At 39.6% G+C, this 16113-nt stretch carries 18 protein-coding genes; 2 read left to right on the top strand and 16 right to left on the bottom strand.

All coding sequences use genetic code 11. The features are described from left to right. Positions 1-107: 107 nt before the first annotated feature. From NSQ41_RS03045 to NSQ41_RS02975, 15 genes are all read right to left on the bottom strand, one after another. Positions 108-824, bottom strand: a complete 717-nt coding sequence (locus NSQ41_RS03045; protein ID WP_339210966.1) for a flagellin — start codon at positions 822-824, stop codon at positions 108-110. A gap of 195 nt (positions 825-1019) precedes the next feature. Beyond that, positions 1020-1262: a carbon storage regulator CsrA gene (gene csrA / locus NSQ41_RS03040; protein ID WP_339198730.1), complete on the bottom strand. Its 243-nt coding sequence runs from the start codon at positions 1260-1262 to the stop codon at positions 1020-1022. A 4-nt stretch (positions 1263-1266) separates the two neighbouring features. Then, the gene (gene fliW, locus NSQ41_RS03035; RefSeq protein ID WP_339210965.1) at positions 1267-1701 is read right to left on the bottom strand and encodes a flagellar assembly protein FliW; all 435 of its coding nucleotides are present in this window, start codon (positions 1699-1701) and stop codon (positions 1267-1269) included. Between the two features lie 13 nt (positions 1702-1714). After that, on the bottom strand, positions 1715-2305 hold the full coding sequence (locus NSQ41_RS03030; RefSeq protein ID WP_339210963.1) for a DUF6470 family protein: 591 nt from the start codon (positions 2303-2305) through the stop codon (positions 1715-1717). 297 nt (positions 2306-2602) lie between these two features. After that, complete coding sequence (gene flgL, locus NSQ41_RS03025; RefSeq protein WP_339210960.1) at positions 2603-3475, bottom strand: flagellar hook-associated protein FlgL; 873 nt, start codon at positions 3473-3475, stop codon at positions 2603-2605. 170 nt (positions 3476-3645) lie between these two features. Then, entirely contained in the window at positions 3646-5151 is a 1506-nt protein-coding gene (gene flgK, locus NSQ41_RS03020; protein ID WP_339210959.1) for a flagellar hook-associated protein FlgK, read from the bottom strand. 14 nt (positions 5152-5165) lie between these two features. Beyond that, on the bottom strand, positions 5166-5645 hold the full coding sequence (locus NSQ41_RS03015; RefSeq protein WP_339210957.1) for a flagellar protein FlgN: 480 nt from the start codon (positions 5643-5645) through the stop codon (positions 5166-5168). A 240-nt stretch (positions 5646-5885) separates the two neighbouring features. Then, a complete protein-coding gene (flgM, locus tag NSQ41_RS03010; RefSeq protein ID WP_339210956.1) occupies positions 5886-6155 on the bottom strand; it encodes a flagellar biosynthesis anti-sigma factor FlgM in 270 nt (89 codons plus the stop codon). A 90-nt stretch (positions 6156-6245) separates the two neighbouring features. After that, entirely contained in the window at positions 6246-6668 is a 423-nt protein-coding gene (locus NSQ41_RS03005) for a TIGR03826 family flagellar region protein (RefSeq protein ID WP_063386298.1), read from the bottom strand. Positions 6669-6739: 71 nt separating this feature from the next. Next, on the bottom strand, positions 6740-7429 hold the full coding sequence (locus tag NSQ41_RS03000) for a ComF family protein (RefSeq protein WP_339211596.1): 690 nt from the start codon (positions 7427-7429) through the stop codon (positions 6740-6742). A gap of 8 nt (positions 7430-7437) precedes the next feature. Next, positions 7438-7713: a competence protein ComFB gene (locus NSQ41_RS02995; protein ID WP_063386299.1), complete on the bottom strand. Its 276-nt coding sequence runs from the start codon at positions 7711-7713 to the stop codon at positions 7438-7440. 138 nt (positions 7714-7851) lie between these two features. Next, positions 7852-9228 (bottom strand): DEAD/DEAH box helicase, encoded by a 1377-nt coding sequence (locus NSQ41_RS02990; protein WP_339210955.1) that lies wholly within the window; start codon positions 9226-9228, stop codon positions 7852-7854. A gap of 301 nt (positions 9229-9529) precedes the next feature. Further along, positions 9530-10369, bottom strand: a complete 840-nt coding sequence (locus NSQ41_RS02985; RefSeq protein ID WP_066247016.1) for a DegV family protein — start codon at positions 10367-10369, stop codon at positions 9530-9532. 695 nt (positions 10370-11064) lie between these two features. Next, entirely contained in the window at positions 11065-11742 is a 678-nt protein-coding gene (locus NSQ41_RS02980) for a response regulator transcription factor (RefSeq protein WP_063386301.1), read from the bottom strand. 68 nt (positions 11743-11810) lie between these two features. Next, the gene (locus NSQ41_RS02975; protein ID WP_339210953.1) at positions 11811-12968 is read right to left on the bottom strand and encodes a histidine kinase; all 1158 of its coding nucleotides are present in this window, start codon (positions 12966-12968) and stop codon (positions 11811-11813) included. Positions 12969-13137: 169 nt separating this feature from the next. Here NSQ41_RS02975 and NSQ41_RS02970 point away from each other — a divergent pair, with 169 nt between their 5' ends. Together NSQ41_RS02970 and NSQ41_RS02965 are read left to right on the top strand one after the other, a co-directional pair. Continuing rightward, entirely contained in the window at positions 13138-13776 is a 639-nt protein-coding gene (locus NSQ41_RS02970; RefSeq protein WP_339198711.1) for a YigZ family protein, read from the top strand. Between the two features lie 23 nt (positions 13777-13799). Then, positions 13800-14783, top strand: coding sequence for an LCP family protein (locus tag NSQ41_RS02965; protein ID WP_339198709.1), 984 nt, complete (start codon positions 13800-13802; stop codon positions 14781-14783). A 122-nt stretch (positions 14784-14905) separates the two neighbouring features. Here NSQ41_RS02965 and NSQ41_RS02960 read toward each other — a convergent pair whose 3' ends face one another. After that, positions 14906-16018: an MraY family glycosyltransferase gene (locus tag NSQ41_RS02960; RefSeq protein ID WP_339198706.1), complete on the bottom strand. Its 1113-nt coding sequence runs from the start codon at positions 16016-16018 to the stop codon at positions 14906-14908. Positions 16019-16113: the final 95 nt, after the last annotated feature.

Below are 16113 nucleotides of genomic sequence, written 5' to 3'. Positions count from 1 at the left end.
TTTCCAGCTTCGTTGTGGCGCCAAAGGCTCTAAGGGGTTTCCAGCAATTCACCCGGTCATACTCCTAACCGTTTCCAGTTAGGACGACTGTGCTTGTCGCCGATTAGTTAAGCGGCTAAAGCATAATCTACGTCGCGAATACGTGATTCAGCAGCAGTTAAGTTTTCAGCAGAAGCACCTAAATTGTTGATTGTGTGTTCTAAACGGTTTTGAATTGCACCAAGTTTAGAACGTTCAGATGAAACTTTGCTAATCGCTGTATCAATAGCAGAAATTGCAGCGTTTGCCTTTGTAACATCGTCAACTTCCAAACTATCTACACCAAGTGCGTTTGCATTCATATTGTTAATAGAGACTGTGATTGTTTGACCTTTATTAGCACCTATCTGTAAATATTTACTAGAAAAATTCCCGCTTAATAACTTTTGTGTGTTAAACTCAGTCGTTTCAGCAATTCGATCGATTTCCTCCACCAATTGGTCAATTTCATCTTTTATAGCCTTTCTATCAGCTTCAACATTTGTATCATTCGAAGCTTGTACAGCAAGCTCACGTAGACGTTGAAGGATGGCATGAGTTTCTGTTAGAGCTCCTTCAGCAGTTTGAATTAAAGAAATGCCGTCTTGAGCATTTTTTTGTGCCATTTCCAACCCGCGGATTTGGCCGCGCATTTTTTCAGAGATCGCAAGACCTGCTGCATCGTCGCCAGCGCGGTTGATGCGGTAGCCGGAAGAAAGTTTTTCAAGGTTTTTCGCAGTTTGTGTGTTGTTAAATGAAAGTTGGCGGTAAGTGTTTAACGCCGAGATGTTGTGGTTAATTCTCATGATTTTTTCCTCCTTGAATTGTCGTTTTTCCACTTCCATGTGGTATGTAAAGAGCCGCGTCGGCCGCCGCTGCTCTTTACATGTTTTATATCGGATTGTTTTGTTGATGTTTAATAGGGTTTAAAGAAAAAATGGGACTTTTTTAATAGAAAAATAAAATTGTTAAAAATTCTTGTTTGGTTACAGTTTTCCAGCTCAAACCTCAGGTTTATTTTTGTTGAGCTTTTCTTGAAAATGTTTTAACAGGTCAAGGTCGGTGCGGGAAGCCGCGCTGTTTTCTGTTTGAATGGTGTCGTATATTTCCTTTCGGTGGATGTCGATTTGTTTTGGAGCTTTAATGCCGAGTTTGACTTGGTCGCCTTCGATGGCGGTGATGGTGATTTCGATGTTGTCGCCGATAATGATGGATTCGTTCAGCTTTCTTGTTAAAATGAGCACGGCTTCACACCTCCTTCTGTTCCATAAGTGGATGCTTCGTTTTATAAGTAGTGCCTGTTAAAATCACTTGCTTGGCCCGTTTGTTTTTCTGGTTGATGATGATTGGTGCAAGCAGATTGGCGGTTGTGTTTTCGAACGGGTCTTCTACCGTCAAAATCACATAGACAGCGACATCTTGTTCCGACTCGATTTCCAGCTGCTCAATCGTCGCATCGTCTAAGTCGATAGCATAGTCTTTGAAAAATAAAAAAGGAATTGTCATGACAAAAGCAAGTTCCTTTGTGTTGACCGATTGCAAAATAAAAAATGGCGATTCGGCGCCAAATGGCAAAAGCACAAATTGCTTTTCATCTAAAAACCCCGGAATTCCCGATGGAAATTGGATGATGCTGTCGCTTGCGGCTTCTATTTCACCATGATATTTTGTCTTTAGTCTCATGTTCTCACAACCTTTATATGTTCATTTCAAAGTTTGGTCCTTTAAAGGTGAGGTTGGCAAAGTCGATTTTTAACTTTTGGTATTGGGCGATTTTTATATCGACTCTGCCACGGTCGTAATGAATGACCGGCTTATTGGGAATGGCACGAAATTCGGCTTTTTTCAGATGCCAATTAATATCAAGCTTGCTTGGTTCGTAATCAAATTTCACACTGAACAATGATGGAATCCAGCCGACATTCACTTCATACATCGGGGATTCGCTGTTTTCTTTCGCTTGATCAGCCAGCGGGCTGCCGCCGTTTTCAATTTTCATCAGTTCATCTCCTTGCTCGGCGCGGCGGGCAATACCTTCAAGCCAAGCTTGATAGCCTTCCTCAGCTATTTTTTCAATGAAACGGAACGTATCAGCTAAATTTCGATCTTCCCACGCTTTCGTTTGATCGATTGTCAATTTTCCAGGAGTGCGGTTGATTTCCATCGCTACTTTCGCCGGCTGTAAATCGATATCCGCTTTCGGCTGTTTGATTGACTGCTTTCCAGGAGTGGTGCTAATCGCAATTTTCGCCATTTGGCTTTCCATTCTAATTTGCGGCAGGAGCATTTCTCTCACCTCGACTGACAACAAAAGTTTTAAAGCAGAAAAGAAATTCTCATCTTAACTCCGTTGGTGCAAACCAACAAACAATTTTTATTGGGTTTCAACTATTACGATACAATTAAAATTCCTCAATGATAGGAACAAACTATATACTAAGAACAATGCAAAATCTAATTAGCCGGGAATTGAAATTTCTTCGATAAAAACTGTGAACCCTTTAGAAGCAGGAAAACATGGGGCAAAAACAAAGTCATAACGATGAACAAAAAGGACCTTTATGCAGGTCCTTTCGCTCTCACATTATCGCAAAAAATCAACTAAGTTTGGCTGAATGATGCGGGCGCTGACAGCAAGCGCTGCTCTGTGCGCGCTTTCTTGCTCTTTCAAGTCGATGATGACCCGTTCAATGTCGGCATCTTCATTGTCTGACAAAATTTTTGTAGAGATTACTTCCTGTTGACCGATACGGTTTTCCATCTGCTCAATCCGGTTGTAACGGGCGCCAAGCTCAGCCCGTTCAGCGTTAAGAGCATCAATATGGTCATCAAGCTGGCCGAGCAGGCTGTCCAAGTTCGTTGTGTCGTTGTTTTCCAAAGCATTTTGGATGTCCTGAATAGTATTGAACATTGCTTGGTTAAAGACATTGTCAGGCGTTATATTCACTTGGATTTGAATGTTTTTTGAAAGCTCGATTTTAAACGGTTCATTGTTATTATTAACGACAGGCGGGTCGCCGCTGACAGGCGCTGAGTCTGTTTTCGTTCCATTAAAAATATAGCGGCCTGCCACTTGTGTGTTGGCGACAGCAACAAGGTCGTCTTTAATTTGTTTCACTTCGCGGGCAACCGCATCACGTTCGTCTTCTGAATTTGTACCGTTTTTTGCCCGAATCAAAAGCTCGCGTATTCGTTGCAGCCCTTGGTTGGCCTGTTCTAGTCCCGCTTCAGAATTTTCGATCCAAAGGTAAGCCTCTGATAAATTTCGTTTATATTGTTCAACTTCCTTTAAGTTTGTCCGATAGTACAATCCTTTCATTGCTACAACGGGATCTTGGGACGGGCGGGTGATTTTTTTTCTTGTCAACATCTGATCTTGATATTTTCCCAGCAGTTCATAGCTTTTACTTAAATGGCGGAGCGAGTTTTGCGCAAGCATCGATTGAGTGACACGCATATGCTGCACCTCTCTTTCATTAAATAAATTTTTTGTATGAATTCATAACGTGCAAATAGTACATTCCTTATATGATTTGCACTTCATCGCCTTATTTCATTTCATACATTCTGAACCCGACAATTTTTGCTTTCATTTTCCACTATGGTTATTCAACAGTCAATTTTACTTTATCTCCCGACCAGTCCCATGCCGTTTATAATTCGGTCTAAAATTTCATCCTGCAAAGTGATCATTCTTGCTGCGGCGTTGTACATATGCTGGAATTGGATCATGTTTGTCATTTCTTCGTCTAATGAAACGGAGCTGACGGATTTGCGGCGTTGTTCAACAGATGAAACTAAGGTTTCTGAATTTTCCTTCATCCGCTCCGCTTCTTGCGTCATAACAGCCATTTCGCCGATAACAGCTTCAAAATAACTTTGAAACGAAGTATTTTTTACTTCAGCAAGCTTCAGCGCATTTTGGCCGTTGCCGATTTCTCCTGTAGCAGAAGCTGCAATTCGATCGCGATTCATATCATCCGATACTTTAATGGCAGCCGCAGCGCCTTTAGGAGAGCTTAAACCTCCGAGATCAAAGAAATCGCGCTGTGTTTGAACGCCGTTTTTTATGTCCTCAAGGCTCCATCCGTTTCTGTGGACAGTGTTAAATGCGTTCGCAAAATCATATGCCATTTGATCTAAATCTGACATCATGCTAGGATAGATGCCGCGTTCAATCGTGCTGCCTATGTTCGTATAGCCGTGCGCCTCGATTAAGCCTTTTAAACTTCCATTGATGTTTAAATTTTCAACAAAATCGTCTGCCCCTATCATTCTTCCACCAACAGAAATAGATTCGATAAGACCGTTCGTCTTGGATTCATTGAGGCTAAATTGTCTTACTTTGTATCTATTTCCGTCGACAAGGGTGATTGGCGGTTCGAAGCCAGCGAGCTCGACAGTTACTTTTCCTTCGGCTACTTTCAAAGCGTTGCCTCCGCTTTCAACCGGCGTCACTTTAATATCAATATACGAAGAAAGCTCATCCAATAATCGATCGCGCTCATCATACAAATCGTTTGGCAAATAACCATTCGGTTCTACTTCGCCGATTTGTTTGTTAATTTGATTGATTTGCTCAAGCAAAGAGTTGATCTTCGTTGTTGCGACATCGAGTTCGTTGCGTAAATCTTTCTGATTATGCTTTAATGATTCCGCCAAATAATTGAACGTTTCTGTAACAGCTCTTCCGCGCTCAAGGACAACAGAGCGGGCACCTAGGTTGGAAGGGTTGGCCGCCAAATCTTGCAGCGATTGCCAAAAGCTATCCATCGTTTCGTTCAAGCCTGTCTCGTTCAGCTCGTTCATCACATCTTCCATTCTTGATAATGCGTTGAATCTAGAGCTCCAGTAGCCAAGCTTAGAATTTTCGCCGCGATATTGTACATCAAGATAGCGGTCGCGGATCCGCTGCACTGTTTGTGTATCCACCCCTGTTCCAAACTGCCCAGGGATATCAGCTCGAAAACGGCCTGGTGTCGGATACGCTTGCTTTTGCACAAGGTTTACTCTCTGCCGCGAATAACCAGGTGTCTCGGCATTTGCCACATTATGTCCAATTGTATATAAAGCGCTTTGTGCGGCATACAATCCGCTTCTAGCCGCTTCCAGTCCAAAAAATGTTGATACCATTGCGAATTCCCCCGTTAAATTTTTGAATCAAACCATGAACGCCGTTTCGATTGCTTCGATTCTTGATTCGGATTTGTGTAATTCGGCGATGCTTCCTCCGGCATGAAAAGATCAAGCGTTAAATTCACAACCTGCAATGCTTGCAATGCCAGTTGCTGATTGACAAAATTCGCGTTTTTCAAATTAGCCAATACGTTTGTCAATTTTTCTTTTAGATTTATCAACCGTTCTTTATCCTCATTTTCCGCTTTTTCAATACAGGCGGAAATCGTTAAATCGTCTTCTCTTTCTAAAAAGCAAGCCGCTGCTTTGATCCGTTCCTTTTCAGCATTTTCAAGCTGCATTACATATTTCTGCTCTTCCTTTAAAAGCTGCATTAATTGATAAACATCATCTTTTTTCAGCAAATCCATTTTTTTTACTGCCAAGTTATACAATTGTTCATGAATGATTAACTGCTTTTCTAAAACGTTAATTAAATTGGCAAGAGACACGAAAACGTCCTCCCCGCAAAATTCAATACAATCATATTTACCGGGCTTCGTTCAAAACATTGACAAGATGATCCAAAGCCGGAAATGAAAAATAATTTATTGTTGTAAAGATGAAGATGCTAAAAATGCAGAAATGTACAATATAGTTGCCCAGCACATTTTCATTCTGTTCCAAATCAAAAATCGAAACAGGCTGCTTCGTACGCAACCAAATCAAAAACCGAAACGGATTGACGCAATTTATTCTTCATTTTTTTTCTTATAAAATTGGATCATGCTTTTCGCGATCAGGTCTGGGGCGATTTTGTAAGTCCCGCTTTCAATTTCTTTTTTTATCTCCTGCACTTTTTCTTGGCGCTGAAGATCAAAACCGCTCGTCTGCTGAAGCTGTTTTGCCTGCTTGGATATTTCCACTCTATCTTTTTGGACTTCCACTTTCATCTGCTTGCTGGCATCCATTTGCTTTTGATAAGGATTAACGTTTGATGACCGATAGCTGTGAATCTTCATGGACACCGCCTCCTTTCCTGCTCTAATGGAACGATTGTTTCAGCTGGAAATCTATCTCTATATTCATTATCGGATCGATAGAGGGATTTGTTAACGTTTTTCATTATTTTTCGGTTGGATAGCGTAGTATGTTTGCATCTTCTCTTTCTCCTCCTGAAACTGCTCTTCTCTTTCCATTTGCTCAATTTGAGACTGTATTTCCTTTTTGCAAGAAACACAAAGTTTTCCCTCGCGAATAAATTTGCCGCACCGTGAACAAGGATAACCAAGGTTCGGGAAGTTCGCCAGTTGAATGCGTCCTTGATGAATAAACTTCAGTATTAAGTCCTCTTCCACTCCTGTTTTTTCCACAACTTCAGTAATGGTCGATCTGCGGTTTTCCTTTTTTCTCAAAAAGTTATATACTGTTTCAAATGCCTTTTCTTCCTCTTGGTAGCAAGCATCACATATTGAACGAAGCCGCGTTTTGACAAACAAGGAACCACATTTTGGGCAGTTTGCTAATTCCCCCATAAAAATCCACCTTTCAAAAATCTTCCTATTATTATTATTATTATTTTATATCGGAAAAACGGATTTGTCATTTAGCTGCGGACAAGCGTAAATGATTCGACACTTTTCGCACCAGCGTTCATCAGCTGCTTTGCAGCTTGGCGTACCGTTGCGCCTGTTGTGTAAATGTCATCGATGATAACAATATGTTGACCATGTACTTGTTTTGGATCTGTTACAGTAAACATATTTTTCGTCTTCATTCGGTCGATCCGTGATTTTTTTGATTGTTTTGCTGCATCTGTTTTGCGCAAAGGCTCAATAATCGGAAGCTGAAGGAGCTGGGCCAATAATTTTGCTTGATTAAACCCGCGTTCCAAAAGCCTTTCTTCACCTAATGGGATGGGAACGAGAATCATCGATTTGTCGAAGTGATGGTGAAATGCTTTCACAAAAGGTTCGGAAAACATCTGCGCCAATATCGCATCCCCGCGGAATTTAAACCTAGCTAGCACTTCTTTCATGAATTCATTATATTGAAAAACAGAGCGGTTTTTCTTTATCACTCCATGATAGTCAGGATGCTTTTCCCAAGCCGCGCAATCAGTGCAATACTCGGCTTTTTCGCTTTGCCTCCCGCACATTGGACAAATGGGGCCTGATATAACGTTTAGCTTGCTGGAGCATTCTTCGCATAAAACAGGGTCTTTTTCGAGGAAAAAAAGCCGTCTCCAAGTCAAGTGGACATCTATACTTTTAAAACAATAAAGACATCTTCCCATATTTCGCATCAAGCCTTCCTATTATCACATCGTGGGTTTTCTGAAACAATTCTTGCGCATTCTGCCAGGCTGACAAGAAGAGATGTCATTTGCTGCCGATCAAAAAATTCCGCTCTTACATATGTAATTTTATCTTCACTCGTTACATAACGGGGCTGAACTCTATTTAACACTAGAGCTAAAACATCATTGCGGCAAGTTGGGCACGTGCATTCCATATGAAATTGGTCAATATATTCATCTAGCAATTCTTCCATAATTTTTTCCAGAGCGTTTACTATCATGTCCTCACCCCAAATATATGATCTCTAATCTGTATTATATTGGATCATACTGGAAAAAGGAATTTCTTTTTTCAGCCAAAATTGAAAAGATTTTTCCAACTTTACACATTCTGTATCGTTTCCTTTATTTTCTAAATACTAACACTTTAACAAATCTTCCTTTGCCGCTTCCCGATTCATAGCAAGAATATGGTGTTTCGCTGCAATCATTTCATTTGTTTTGCCATAATGGAAAAAGATAATGGAGCCTGTTGGATTGTTTATGCTCCGTCCAACACGGCCGGATATTTGAACAAGGGCACTTTCTGTAAAAATGGTTTCTTCTGCTCCTAAAACAGCTGCATCAGTTCCAGGAACTGTTACACCCCTTTCCAAAATGGTAGTTGTGACAATGATCGGAATCCGGCCATTTCGAAATGCCCGAACCTTTTCTTTCCTTTGGGGATCTTCGGCATGTACTCCTTCAACCGCTGAATTCAATTTTTTTAGTAACGGAACGACATCATGAAGCACTTTGATTTCCGGTACAAATAGAAAAGCTTGTCTTTCCTTTTGCATTTGTTCGGCTGCCCATGTGATGATATTTTTCGGCAGCTTTCCTTTCTCCAATCTTTTTTTCCAATTGCCGCACCATTTGAATTCAGGAACAGGTAGGGGATAACCATGGTATCGAGCAGGGATTTTCACAATTTCGGAAGGCTTAAAAAGCCGCTTAATTGATGAGGAGGGAGTCGCAGTTAAATAAATAAGGGAGCTGTTTCGTTTGCGTGCTTTTTCAACCGCAAATTGCAAAGCAGAATCTACAGAATATGGAAAAGCATCCACTTCGTCAAGAATCACCACGTCAAAGGCTTCTTTATACCGAAGAAGCTGATGAGTCGTTGAAATGGTAATTGGGCTCAGCTTCAAACGATCTTCGCTTCCTCCGTAAAGCACTGCCACATCGATGCTCGGAAAAACGTTTTTCAAACGCGGTCCAAGCTCCAAAACAACATCCGTACGCGGTGCAGCAATGCAAACAAATAGCCCTTTCTGCAAAGCTGTGTTTATGCCGGCAAACAGCACCTCTGTTTTTCCTGCTCCGCAAACTGCCCAAATGAGACAGTCTGTACGCTGCAAAACGGACTCCGTGACCCGGTCAGATGCTCTTTTTTGCGCCGGGGACAGCTCGCCATCCCATTGCAAAAAGTTTGTTTGATCCGATTGGATCGAATGTTTTTCCTCCTTCTCTCGTCTTGGAAAACTAACAAGCTTTGAGCATTCACTTACTCGCCCCATCATGATACAGTTCCGGCAATAATGACAAAACTTTTTACACCTTGCACAGTCAAAGCCTGCAAATAAAAAGGGCTGATCATTTCCACATCGATTGCAATAAAAAAAACCGGATTTTTTCACAACACCTTGTTCTATTTCAACGAAGGGGGCATTTTGAACGGCATCCATTGAAAACGGGAGCTCATTTGAAAGGAGATGTCTTCCGAGAAGATGTTTTTGAAGATCATGATCATGCATATAAAACCTCCGCTTGTACATACCATATTGTTCCTTACTATTATTTTTTACCTTATATTTTCTGAAAAATCAATATATTTAATCGATTGATCTTATTGCTTTTCGTCCGAATGAAAGATGCTAGATGAATCATTTATATCCTTCATTTCTGTAAAAAATAAAAGGTGCTTTTTGCACCTTCAGATGGTCAGACACCATTCCATTTTTTGGTGAATCGCACCTTTTCTCGTTTTGAAGGGGAAGTTCTTTTAAGAGGATGGATACAGCCATTTTTCACAATGGGTTTAACGTTTTCTTGCAATTACTTTTTATACCAGCAGAGACCCATAGCTCCCTCTCCTAGATGAGTTCCAATGACAGCGCCAAAATAGCTGATAATAAATTCAGAATTTGGATATTTACTTTCGAGCTCCTCTTTCATTTTTTTGGCATCCTCCGGTCTGTTGGCATGAATGACAGCCGCCCGCACCGGATGTTTGCTTGCAGCTTCGTCAAATAATTGATAGATACGTTGGATTGCTTTTTTGCGCGTACGAATTTTTTCATACGGCACGATCACTTTATCAACAAAATGAAGAAGAGGCTTCAGTTGCAGCAGGTTCCCTATTAAAGCTTGAGCACCGGTTAATCGTCCGCCGCGCTGAAGATGAGAAAGATCGTCCACCATAAAATAAGCATCCATTGATTTTTTAATTTCATCAAGGCGAGCGATGATCTCTTCCGGTTTTTTCCCTTCCTTTGCCATTTTCGCTGCTTCAATTGCATAGAATCCCTGAGCCATACAGCTTATTTCCGAATCGTAAGGATATACCTTAATGCTGTCTACCATTTGACCTGCAGTGACAGCACCATTGTAAGTGCCGCTGATACCGCTTGAAAGATGAATGCTGATGACTGCATCATATTCTTTCGATAAGCTTTCAAACAACTCGACAAATTCACCAACTGGCGGCTGAGAAGTTGTAGGCAGCTCTTTCTGGCGCTTTATTTCTTCCCAAAAACTCTCTGCTGTCATATCTATCTCTTCACGATAAGACTCGTCTCCAAAAATAACGCTAAGAGGAATCATATGTATGCCATGCCTCTTTCGAACTTCTTCAGGAATGTAAGCAGTACTATCTGTTACAATCGCAATTTGCATCATGTTTTTCCTTTCCTTTTAATAATTTCATTCTCTCCTTTATAAGACTATTTTATAAAAAATGCAAGCTTTTATCATTAACTTTGCCGGATTTCCATGAAACTGCAAGAGGATGAAAAATATTTTTTAGCTGTTTCAAAGTCTTTATACTGCCATTTATGCGGATTTCGTTTTGTCGATCGGCTCATTACGATTTTCGTTGAGGTTATTCTTATGAGGTCTACACCTTTTTAAAGGATTTTTGAGCAGCTTAAACGGAGCTTTTATGTGGATTCCAATTGCGGTTACCAATTTTGCTGCATTTTTTCTTGTTTCTGAGCAAACCGGCCTCTTCCCAGCGCCTGTAGTTATTTGAAGAGGCCGTTATGCTTCCTGTTGATACATTTTCACCTAAGTTGATTCTGCAAAACCGGAACGTTGAATGTAATGCTTCCTATGATTCATTCTCGTAGCTTCTGATCAAAACATTTCTCTGGTCAGGATCCGAATAGATTGACAAGTTGCCAAATGATATTATGTTTCCAGCCGTAATGAAGAAATGCAATTGAATTCATTTATCATCGCTGGACAATCAGCCAAGTCGGAAAAAACAATATAGATACACCGAGCAAAATTGGTATTTAGAAATCAATCTCACTTTCACGGTTTGACGATTCAAATCGTTCAAAATTAATCGCCATGGAAAATATGTAACTTTACTTAACTTCCACCCAGCCGTTTTTAATGGCAAGAACTACAGCTTGTGTTCGATCGTTGCAATTTAATTTTTGCAAAATGTTGCTGACATGGTTTTTCACCGTTTTTTCGCTAATGAACAGCGTTTCACCGATTCTTCTATTGCTTTTTCCATCAGCAAGCATTTGCAAAACTTCACACTCACGTCGGGTTAAAATATGAAGAGGGCGCCGGACTGTAGCTGGAATTTGTCCATTATTGGCTGATGACAGACGGCGGAACTCATTGACTAGATTGTGAGTTACTTTTGGATGTAAATAGCTTCCTCCCTCTGCCACGATTTTAACTGCTTCTACTAAAGTGTCAGCATCCATTTCCTTCAATAAATATCCTCTCGCTCCGGTCTTCAAAGCATGTATCACATAATTTTCATCATCGTGGATCGATAATATAATAACCTTCGTATCCGGATATGAATTAACCAGCTGCTTAGTAGCTTCAACGCCATTTACACCAGGCATATTAATATCCATAATGACAACATCCGGCATATAGCTTTCAACAACTGTTAAAGCTTCACTGCCGTCATAAGCTTCCGCAACCACTTCAAAATTAGGCTCAAAATCAAGAATACGTTTTATACCTTCCCGAAACAGAGCATGGTCATCTATTATGACAATTTTAACTTGATTATTCATTTACAATCCTCCCCATTATTATTTTTTCAGTGATGTATGCATGAAGTCAATCAGACCATTTCTCTATTTCATAGATTAGTAGGCAATTGAATAATAATGAACGTTCCTTTTCCGGGTGCAGAATGGACTGCCATTTTCCCATTCAACAGCTCCACTCGTTCTTTCATTCCCATTAAACCGAATGACTCCTTTTTTTCTTTAAACACTTTCTTTATATCAAAGCCTTTGCCGTCGTCTTTTATTGCAACATTTACTTGGTTTGGACGGACTTCAAATTTAACGTCAATTTGCTTTGCTTCCGCATGCTTCAAAGCGTTCGTTACAGATTCTTGAACTAACCGGAACAAGGCCACTTCAAATTTCGGCGGGAGCCGTTTTTCTTCCACATCACTGATGTTTTGAAAATTGATTTTTATATCTTTTTCATATTCTTGAATAGTCGAAAGGTACTTTCTAAGTGTTGGAACGAGTCCTAAATCATCCAATGCCATAGGTCTTAAGTCATAGATAATGCGGCGAACCTCAGATAACGCATTTCTCACCATTTTTTTTAAATTTTGAACTTCTTGAAACCCTTCTGCAGTCCCTTTTTCCCGAAAAACCCGTTCAATCAGATCAGAGCGCATCAGAACATTTGCAAGCATTTGGGCTGGTCCGTCATGTATTTCACGTGACACCCGTTTTCGCTCTTCTTCCTGCGCTTCTATAATTCTTAAGCCAAAGGCTTGTTTTTTCTTTGCATCTTCCAGCAAATCGCCAACCTGCCGCAAATCTTGGTTTAAATATTGCAGCACAACAGTAATTTGACCTACTATGACCTCTGCTCGTTCAATCATTTCTTTTAATGATAAAAGCCGGCGGTCCAATTCATCCCGCCGTTTTCTTAATTGTTTTTCTTTTTCTTGGAGCATGGCCAGTTCAATTTGAATATTTTGCGCTTTTTCATAGGCATTCAAAATATCTTGTTCTGAAAACTTGTTGAAGTTGCGGCTGACTTCCACGAGGCGCTGCCGTGCGATTTTCGATTGAATCGTCAGCTTATCGGTTTGCTCTATCACCTCACTTACTTGCTCTTTCACTTCTTCCAATTCTTCTACTATTTTCTCATACTCTGTGCGGGATTTTTCACCGATTTCAAAGATTTGATCTTTGCTTGCTTGGACGGTTTCGATCATTTTATTTAAAATATCGTCTATTACAGCAGAATCTATTTTTTTGGAGTTCACAGCCTTTTCCTCCATTATAAAAAAGTTGTTACAAAAACTTTATCAGTTCATAATTGAAGTAAAAATTTTGTCGTTTTATAATATTCTAATGTGAGTGTTTTTTTATAAAAAAAGTCGATTTTTGTCAAAAAAAGTTATGCCGTTTTGTTTCTTCGGAGGTGATACACAATTGCTTTCCTCCTATTATACCGTAGCTGGCTTTGGAGAGCATGAAATCGTGATTCAAAAATCACGTTTTATCTGCTATATTAATCGTGCCAAAACTGAGAAAGAAGCTCAAGAGTTTATTGATACAATCAAAAAAAAACATTGGGATGCCACACATAACTGCTCCGCATATTTAATTGGAGAGCATGACCAAATTCAAAAAGCGAACGACGACGGAGAGCCAAGCGGAACAGCAGGAGTGCCGATGCTTGAAGTGTTGAAAAAGAAACAACTAAAAGACACTGTCGTTGTTGTCACCCGTTACTTCGGCGGGATTAAACTCGGCGCCGGCGGGCTGATCCGTGCATACGGAAAAGCTGTTTCAGAAGCCATTGACCACGTTGGCATCATCGAACGCAAGCTAATGAAAATTATTCGCACTACGTTTGATTACAGCTTTCTCGGCAAAATCGAAAACGAATTGCGCTCGTCTGTCTATAAGCTGAAGGACATCTATTATTCCGATCATGTGGAAGTTGAAACATATGTTGAAGAAGGCCAGGTTCAAAGCTTCAAAGACTGGATGACCGATCTCACCAATGGGAAATGTGTGATCAAAGAAGGCGACTTAGTATATTTGGAGGAGAAGGTTCAAAACTAAATTTAAAAAATAAGGAGTTAGACATGAATAGAAGAACGAGAAAAAAGAAAAAGAAAAAAAAATTAAGAGCCTTTGGCTGTTTATTTTTAATCCTGTTTTTAATTGCTGGCGGTTACGCCGTTTATCTATCGATCAAATTAGCTAATGTTTCTTTTCTAGCACAGGAAGATCTAGAGAGAGGAAGAAAATCTGAATTAAGAGAACAACCAGTTGATCCGAAAAAAGATAATTTTTCGGTATTGTTCATCGGAGTCGATGCGCGTCCCGGGGAAAAGAAAAGCCGCTCTGACGCCTTGATCCTGGCATCATTTAATAAAGATGAAAAATCAATCAAAATGGTCAGCATCCCTAGAGATTCAAGAGTGAAAATTCCCGGTCACAACCGAGACAAAATCACACATGCACATGCCTTCGGCGGAAAAGACTTAACTGTTGAGACTGTGGAAAATTTGCTTGATATTCCCGTCGATTATTATGTTGAATTAAATTTTAACGCTTTTATTGATATTGTAGATGCTCTTGGCGGAGTTGAAGTGAACAGCGACAGAGAATTTACTGAGCAAGATAGCAAAGGGCGAAAGAACGCCATTCATATTAAGAAAGGTGTACAAACGTTAAATGGCGAAGAAGCTTTAGCATATGTCCGAATGCGCAAAAAAGATCCATTAGGCGATATCGGAAGAGGCAAGCGGCAGCAAGAGGTAATAAAAGCAATCATTGAAAAGAGCTCCTCTTTATCAGCCATAACGAAATATGACGACATCATCGATTCTTTAGGGAAAAACTTAACAACCAATTTCAGCATTGGCAATATCTTGGCGTTGCAAAAATACGCCGGTTCCATCAGCAGCATTGAATCCTTAACGATTGACGGGTATGACAATCCAATCAATGGGACTTACTATTACCAACTGGAAGAGGATTCTTTGGAAGAAGTTTCAACGGAGTTGAGAAATCATTTGGAATATAAAAGAGATTTTTCCATTAACAGCAGTAAATTGCGTTAGTTTCTAAAAACGAGCCATGGGTTTTCTTTATGACCGAATGAAAAACATTTAAAATTTGAAAACTACATGGCTCTAATAGGCTTTACACAATAATCCTCATTTTAATGAGCTATATAGTCTGGTTATTTCTGTTTAAATGCATATGTGATCTTTTTCATTAAATTTGTTAGCGGTTTAAAATTTCTTCCATGTAGTTCAAGTATTTCTCCGAGAATTTCAATAAAAAACAACATAAGAAAAATAATAAAAATTGACAGCCACATGGCACTTCTAGAAAAAACTATTGCTGCCAGACTAAACAGGAAACTGATTAAGTAAATTATTAGAACAGTCTGAAGATGCGAGAAACCAAACTTTAAAATACTATGATGCAAATGGGATTTATCTGCCATAGAAATTGATTTTTTGTTCATTATTCTTCTCACAATGGCGAAAAAAGTGTCAGATAACGGCACCCCAAGGATTAAGGCGGGAATTAGCAATGAAAAAACAGTGACGTTTTTAAATTCCAATAATGACAATAAAGAAATCACAAAACCAAGAAAAAGAGCTCCAGTATCTCCCATGAATATTTTCGCTGGATAAAAATTGAAAACAAGAAAACCTAAAGTAGCAAAAATGGTTATTAAAGCAATTTGAACAACAAAAGATAATCCGGGCATGCTTAAATAAACAATTGTTGATAATACAATTATTGAAACTCCCGCAGCTAAACCGTCCAATCCGTCTATCAGATTTATTGAGTTCGTAACAATTAAAATCCACAAAAAAGAAATTGGAATCCCCCACCAACCTATATTTACTTGTCCAATAAAAGGTATGTGAATAAATTTTAAATGCAGTCCGCTCAAGACCACACATAATGCAGCCACCACTTGACCTGAAAGCTTCCACTTCCAATTTAATTCAAAAAGATCATCAAAAACACCTGTAATCATTATAAAAAAAGAGCCAATTAAAAATCCCTTTAGATAAACACTTTCAGGTGTAAATAGAAAAATCCCGATATAAACCGAAATAGCGATCGACAATCCACCCAATCGAGGCATAATTTTTGAATGTACTTTTCTTGATTTAGGAATGTCCACAGCCCCAATAGCAAAAGCAAATTTTATGACAAAGGGAGTCAAAATTACTGAAATTAAAAATATTAAGATTAACTTCATTAGCAATACCATTGTGAATACCTCTAATATTAGTTTGTTTTTATTTTTTCCAAAAGTAATACTTGCCATTCAAAGAACATGTCGACCATTTCATTAAATAATTACTATAAAAAAAGAGCTGCCTCATAAGTCAGTTCTCCTGACTTTGGGACAGCTCCTTTCGC

The sequence above is a fragment of the Aeribacillus sp. FSL K6-8210 genome (assembly GCF_037963925.1).
In the GTDB taxonomy this organism is placed as follows: Bacteria; Bacillota; Bacilli; order Bacillales; family Aeribacillaceae; genus Aeribacillus; species Aeribacillus composti.
This window is presented reverse-complemented; position numbering and strand designations above follow the sequence as displayed.

Bases quoted from the DNA above. Each gene is read 5' to 3' on its own strand.
- NSQ41_RS03005 (WP_063386298.1), bottom strand. From the start codon at position 6,668: ATGGGGGAATTAGCAAACTGCCCAAAATGTGGTTCCTTGTTTGTCAAA.
- NSQ41_RS02965 (WP_339198709.1), top strand. From the start codon at position 13,800: ATGAATAGAAGAACGAGAAAAAAGAAAAAGAAAAAAAAATTAAGAGCC.
- NSQ41_RS03000 (WP_339211596.1), bottom strand. From the start codon at position 7,429: ATGGGAAGATGTCTTTATTGTTTTAAAAGTATAGATGTCCACTTGACT.
- flgK (WP_339210959.1), bottom strand. From the start codon at position 5,151: ATGGTATCAACATTTTTTGGACTGGAAGCGGCTAGAAGCGGATTGTAT.
- NSQ41_RS02985 (WP_066247016.1), bottom strand. From the start codon at position 10,369: ATGCAAATTGCGATTGTAACAGATAGTACTGCTTACATTCCTGAAGAA.
- NSQ41_RS02990 (WP_339210955.1), bottom strand. From the start codon at position 9,228: ATGCATGATCATGATCTTCAAAAACATCTTCTCGGAAGACATCTCCTT.
- fliW (WP_339210965.1), bottom strand. From the start codon at position 1,701: ATGAGACTAAAGACAAAATATCATGGTGAAATAGAAGCCGCAAGCGAC.
- NSQ41_RS03045 (WP_339210966.1), bottom strand. From the start codon at position 824: ATGAGAATTAACCACAACATCTCGGCGTTAAACACTTACCGCCAACTT.
- NSQ41_RS02995 (WP_063386299.1), bottom strand. From the start codon at position 7,713: ATGATAGTAAACGCTCTGGAAAAAATTATGGAAGAATTGCTAGATGAA.
- flgL (WP_339210960.1), bottom strand. From the start codon at position 3,475: ATGCGTGTCACTCAATCGATGCTTGCGCAAAACTCGCTCCGCCATTTA.
- NSQ41_RS02980 (WP_063386301.1), bottom strand. From the start codon at position 11,742: ATGAATAATCAAGTTAAAATTGTCATAATAGATGACCATGCTCTGTTT.
- flgM (WP_339210956.1), bottom strand. From the start codon at position 6,155: ATGAAGATTCACAGCTATCGGTCATCAAACGTTAATCCTTATCAAAAG.
- NSQ41_RS03030 (WP_339210963.1), bottom strand. From the start codon at position 2,305: ATGCTCCTGCCGCAAATTAGAATGGAAAGCCAAATGGCGAAAATTGCG.
- NSQ41_RS02960 (WP_339198706.1), bottom strand. From the start codon at position 16,018: ATGGCAAGTATTACTTTTGGAAAAAATAAAAACAAACTAATATTAGAG.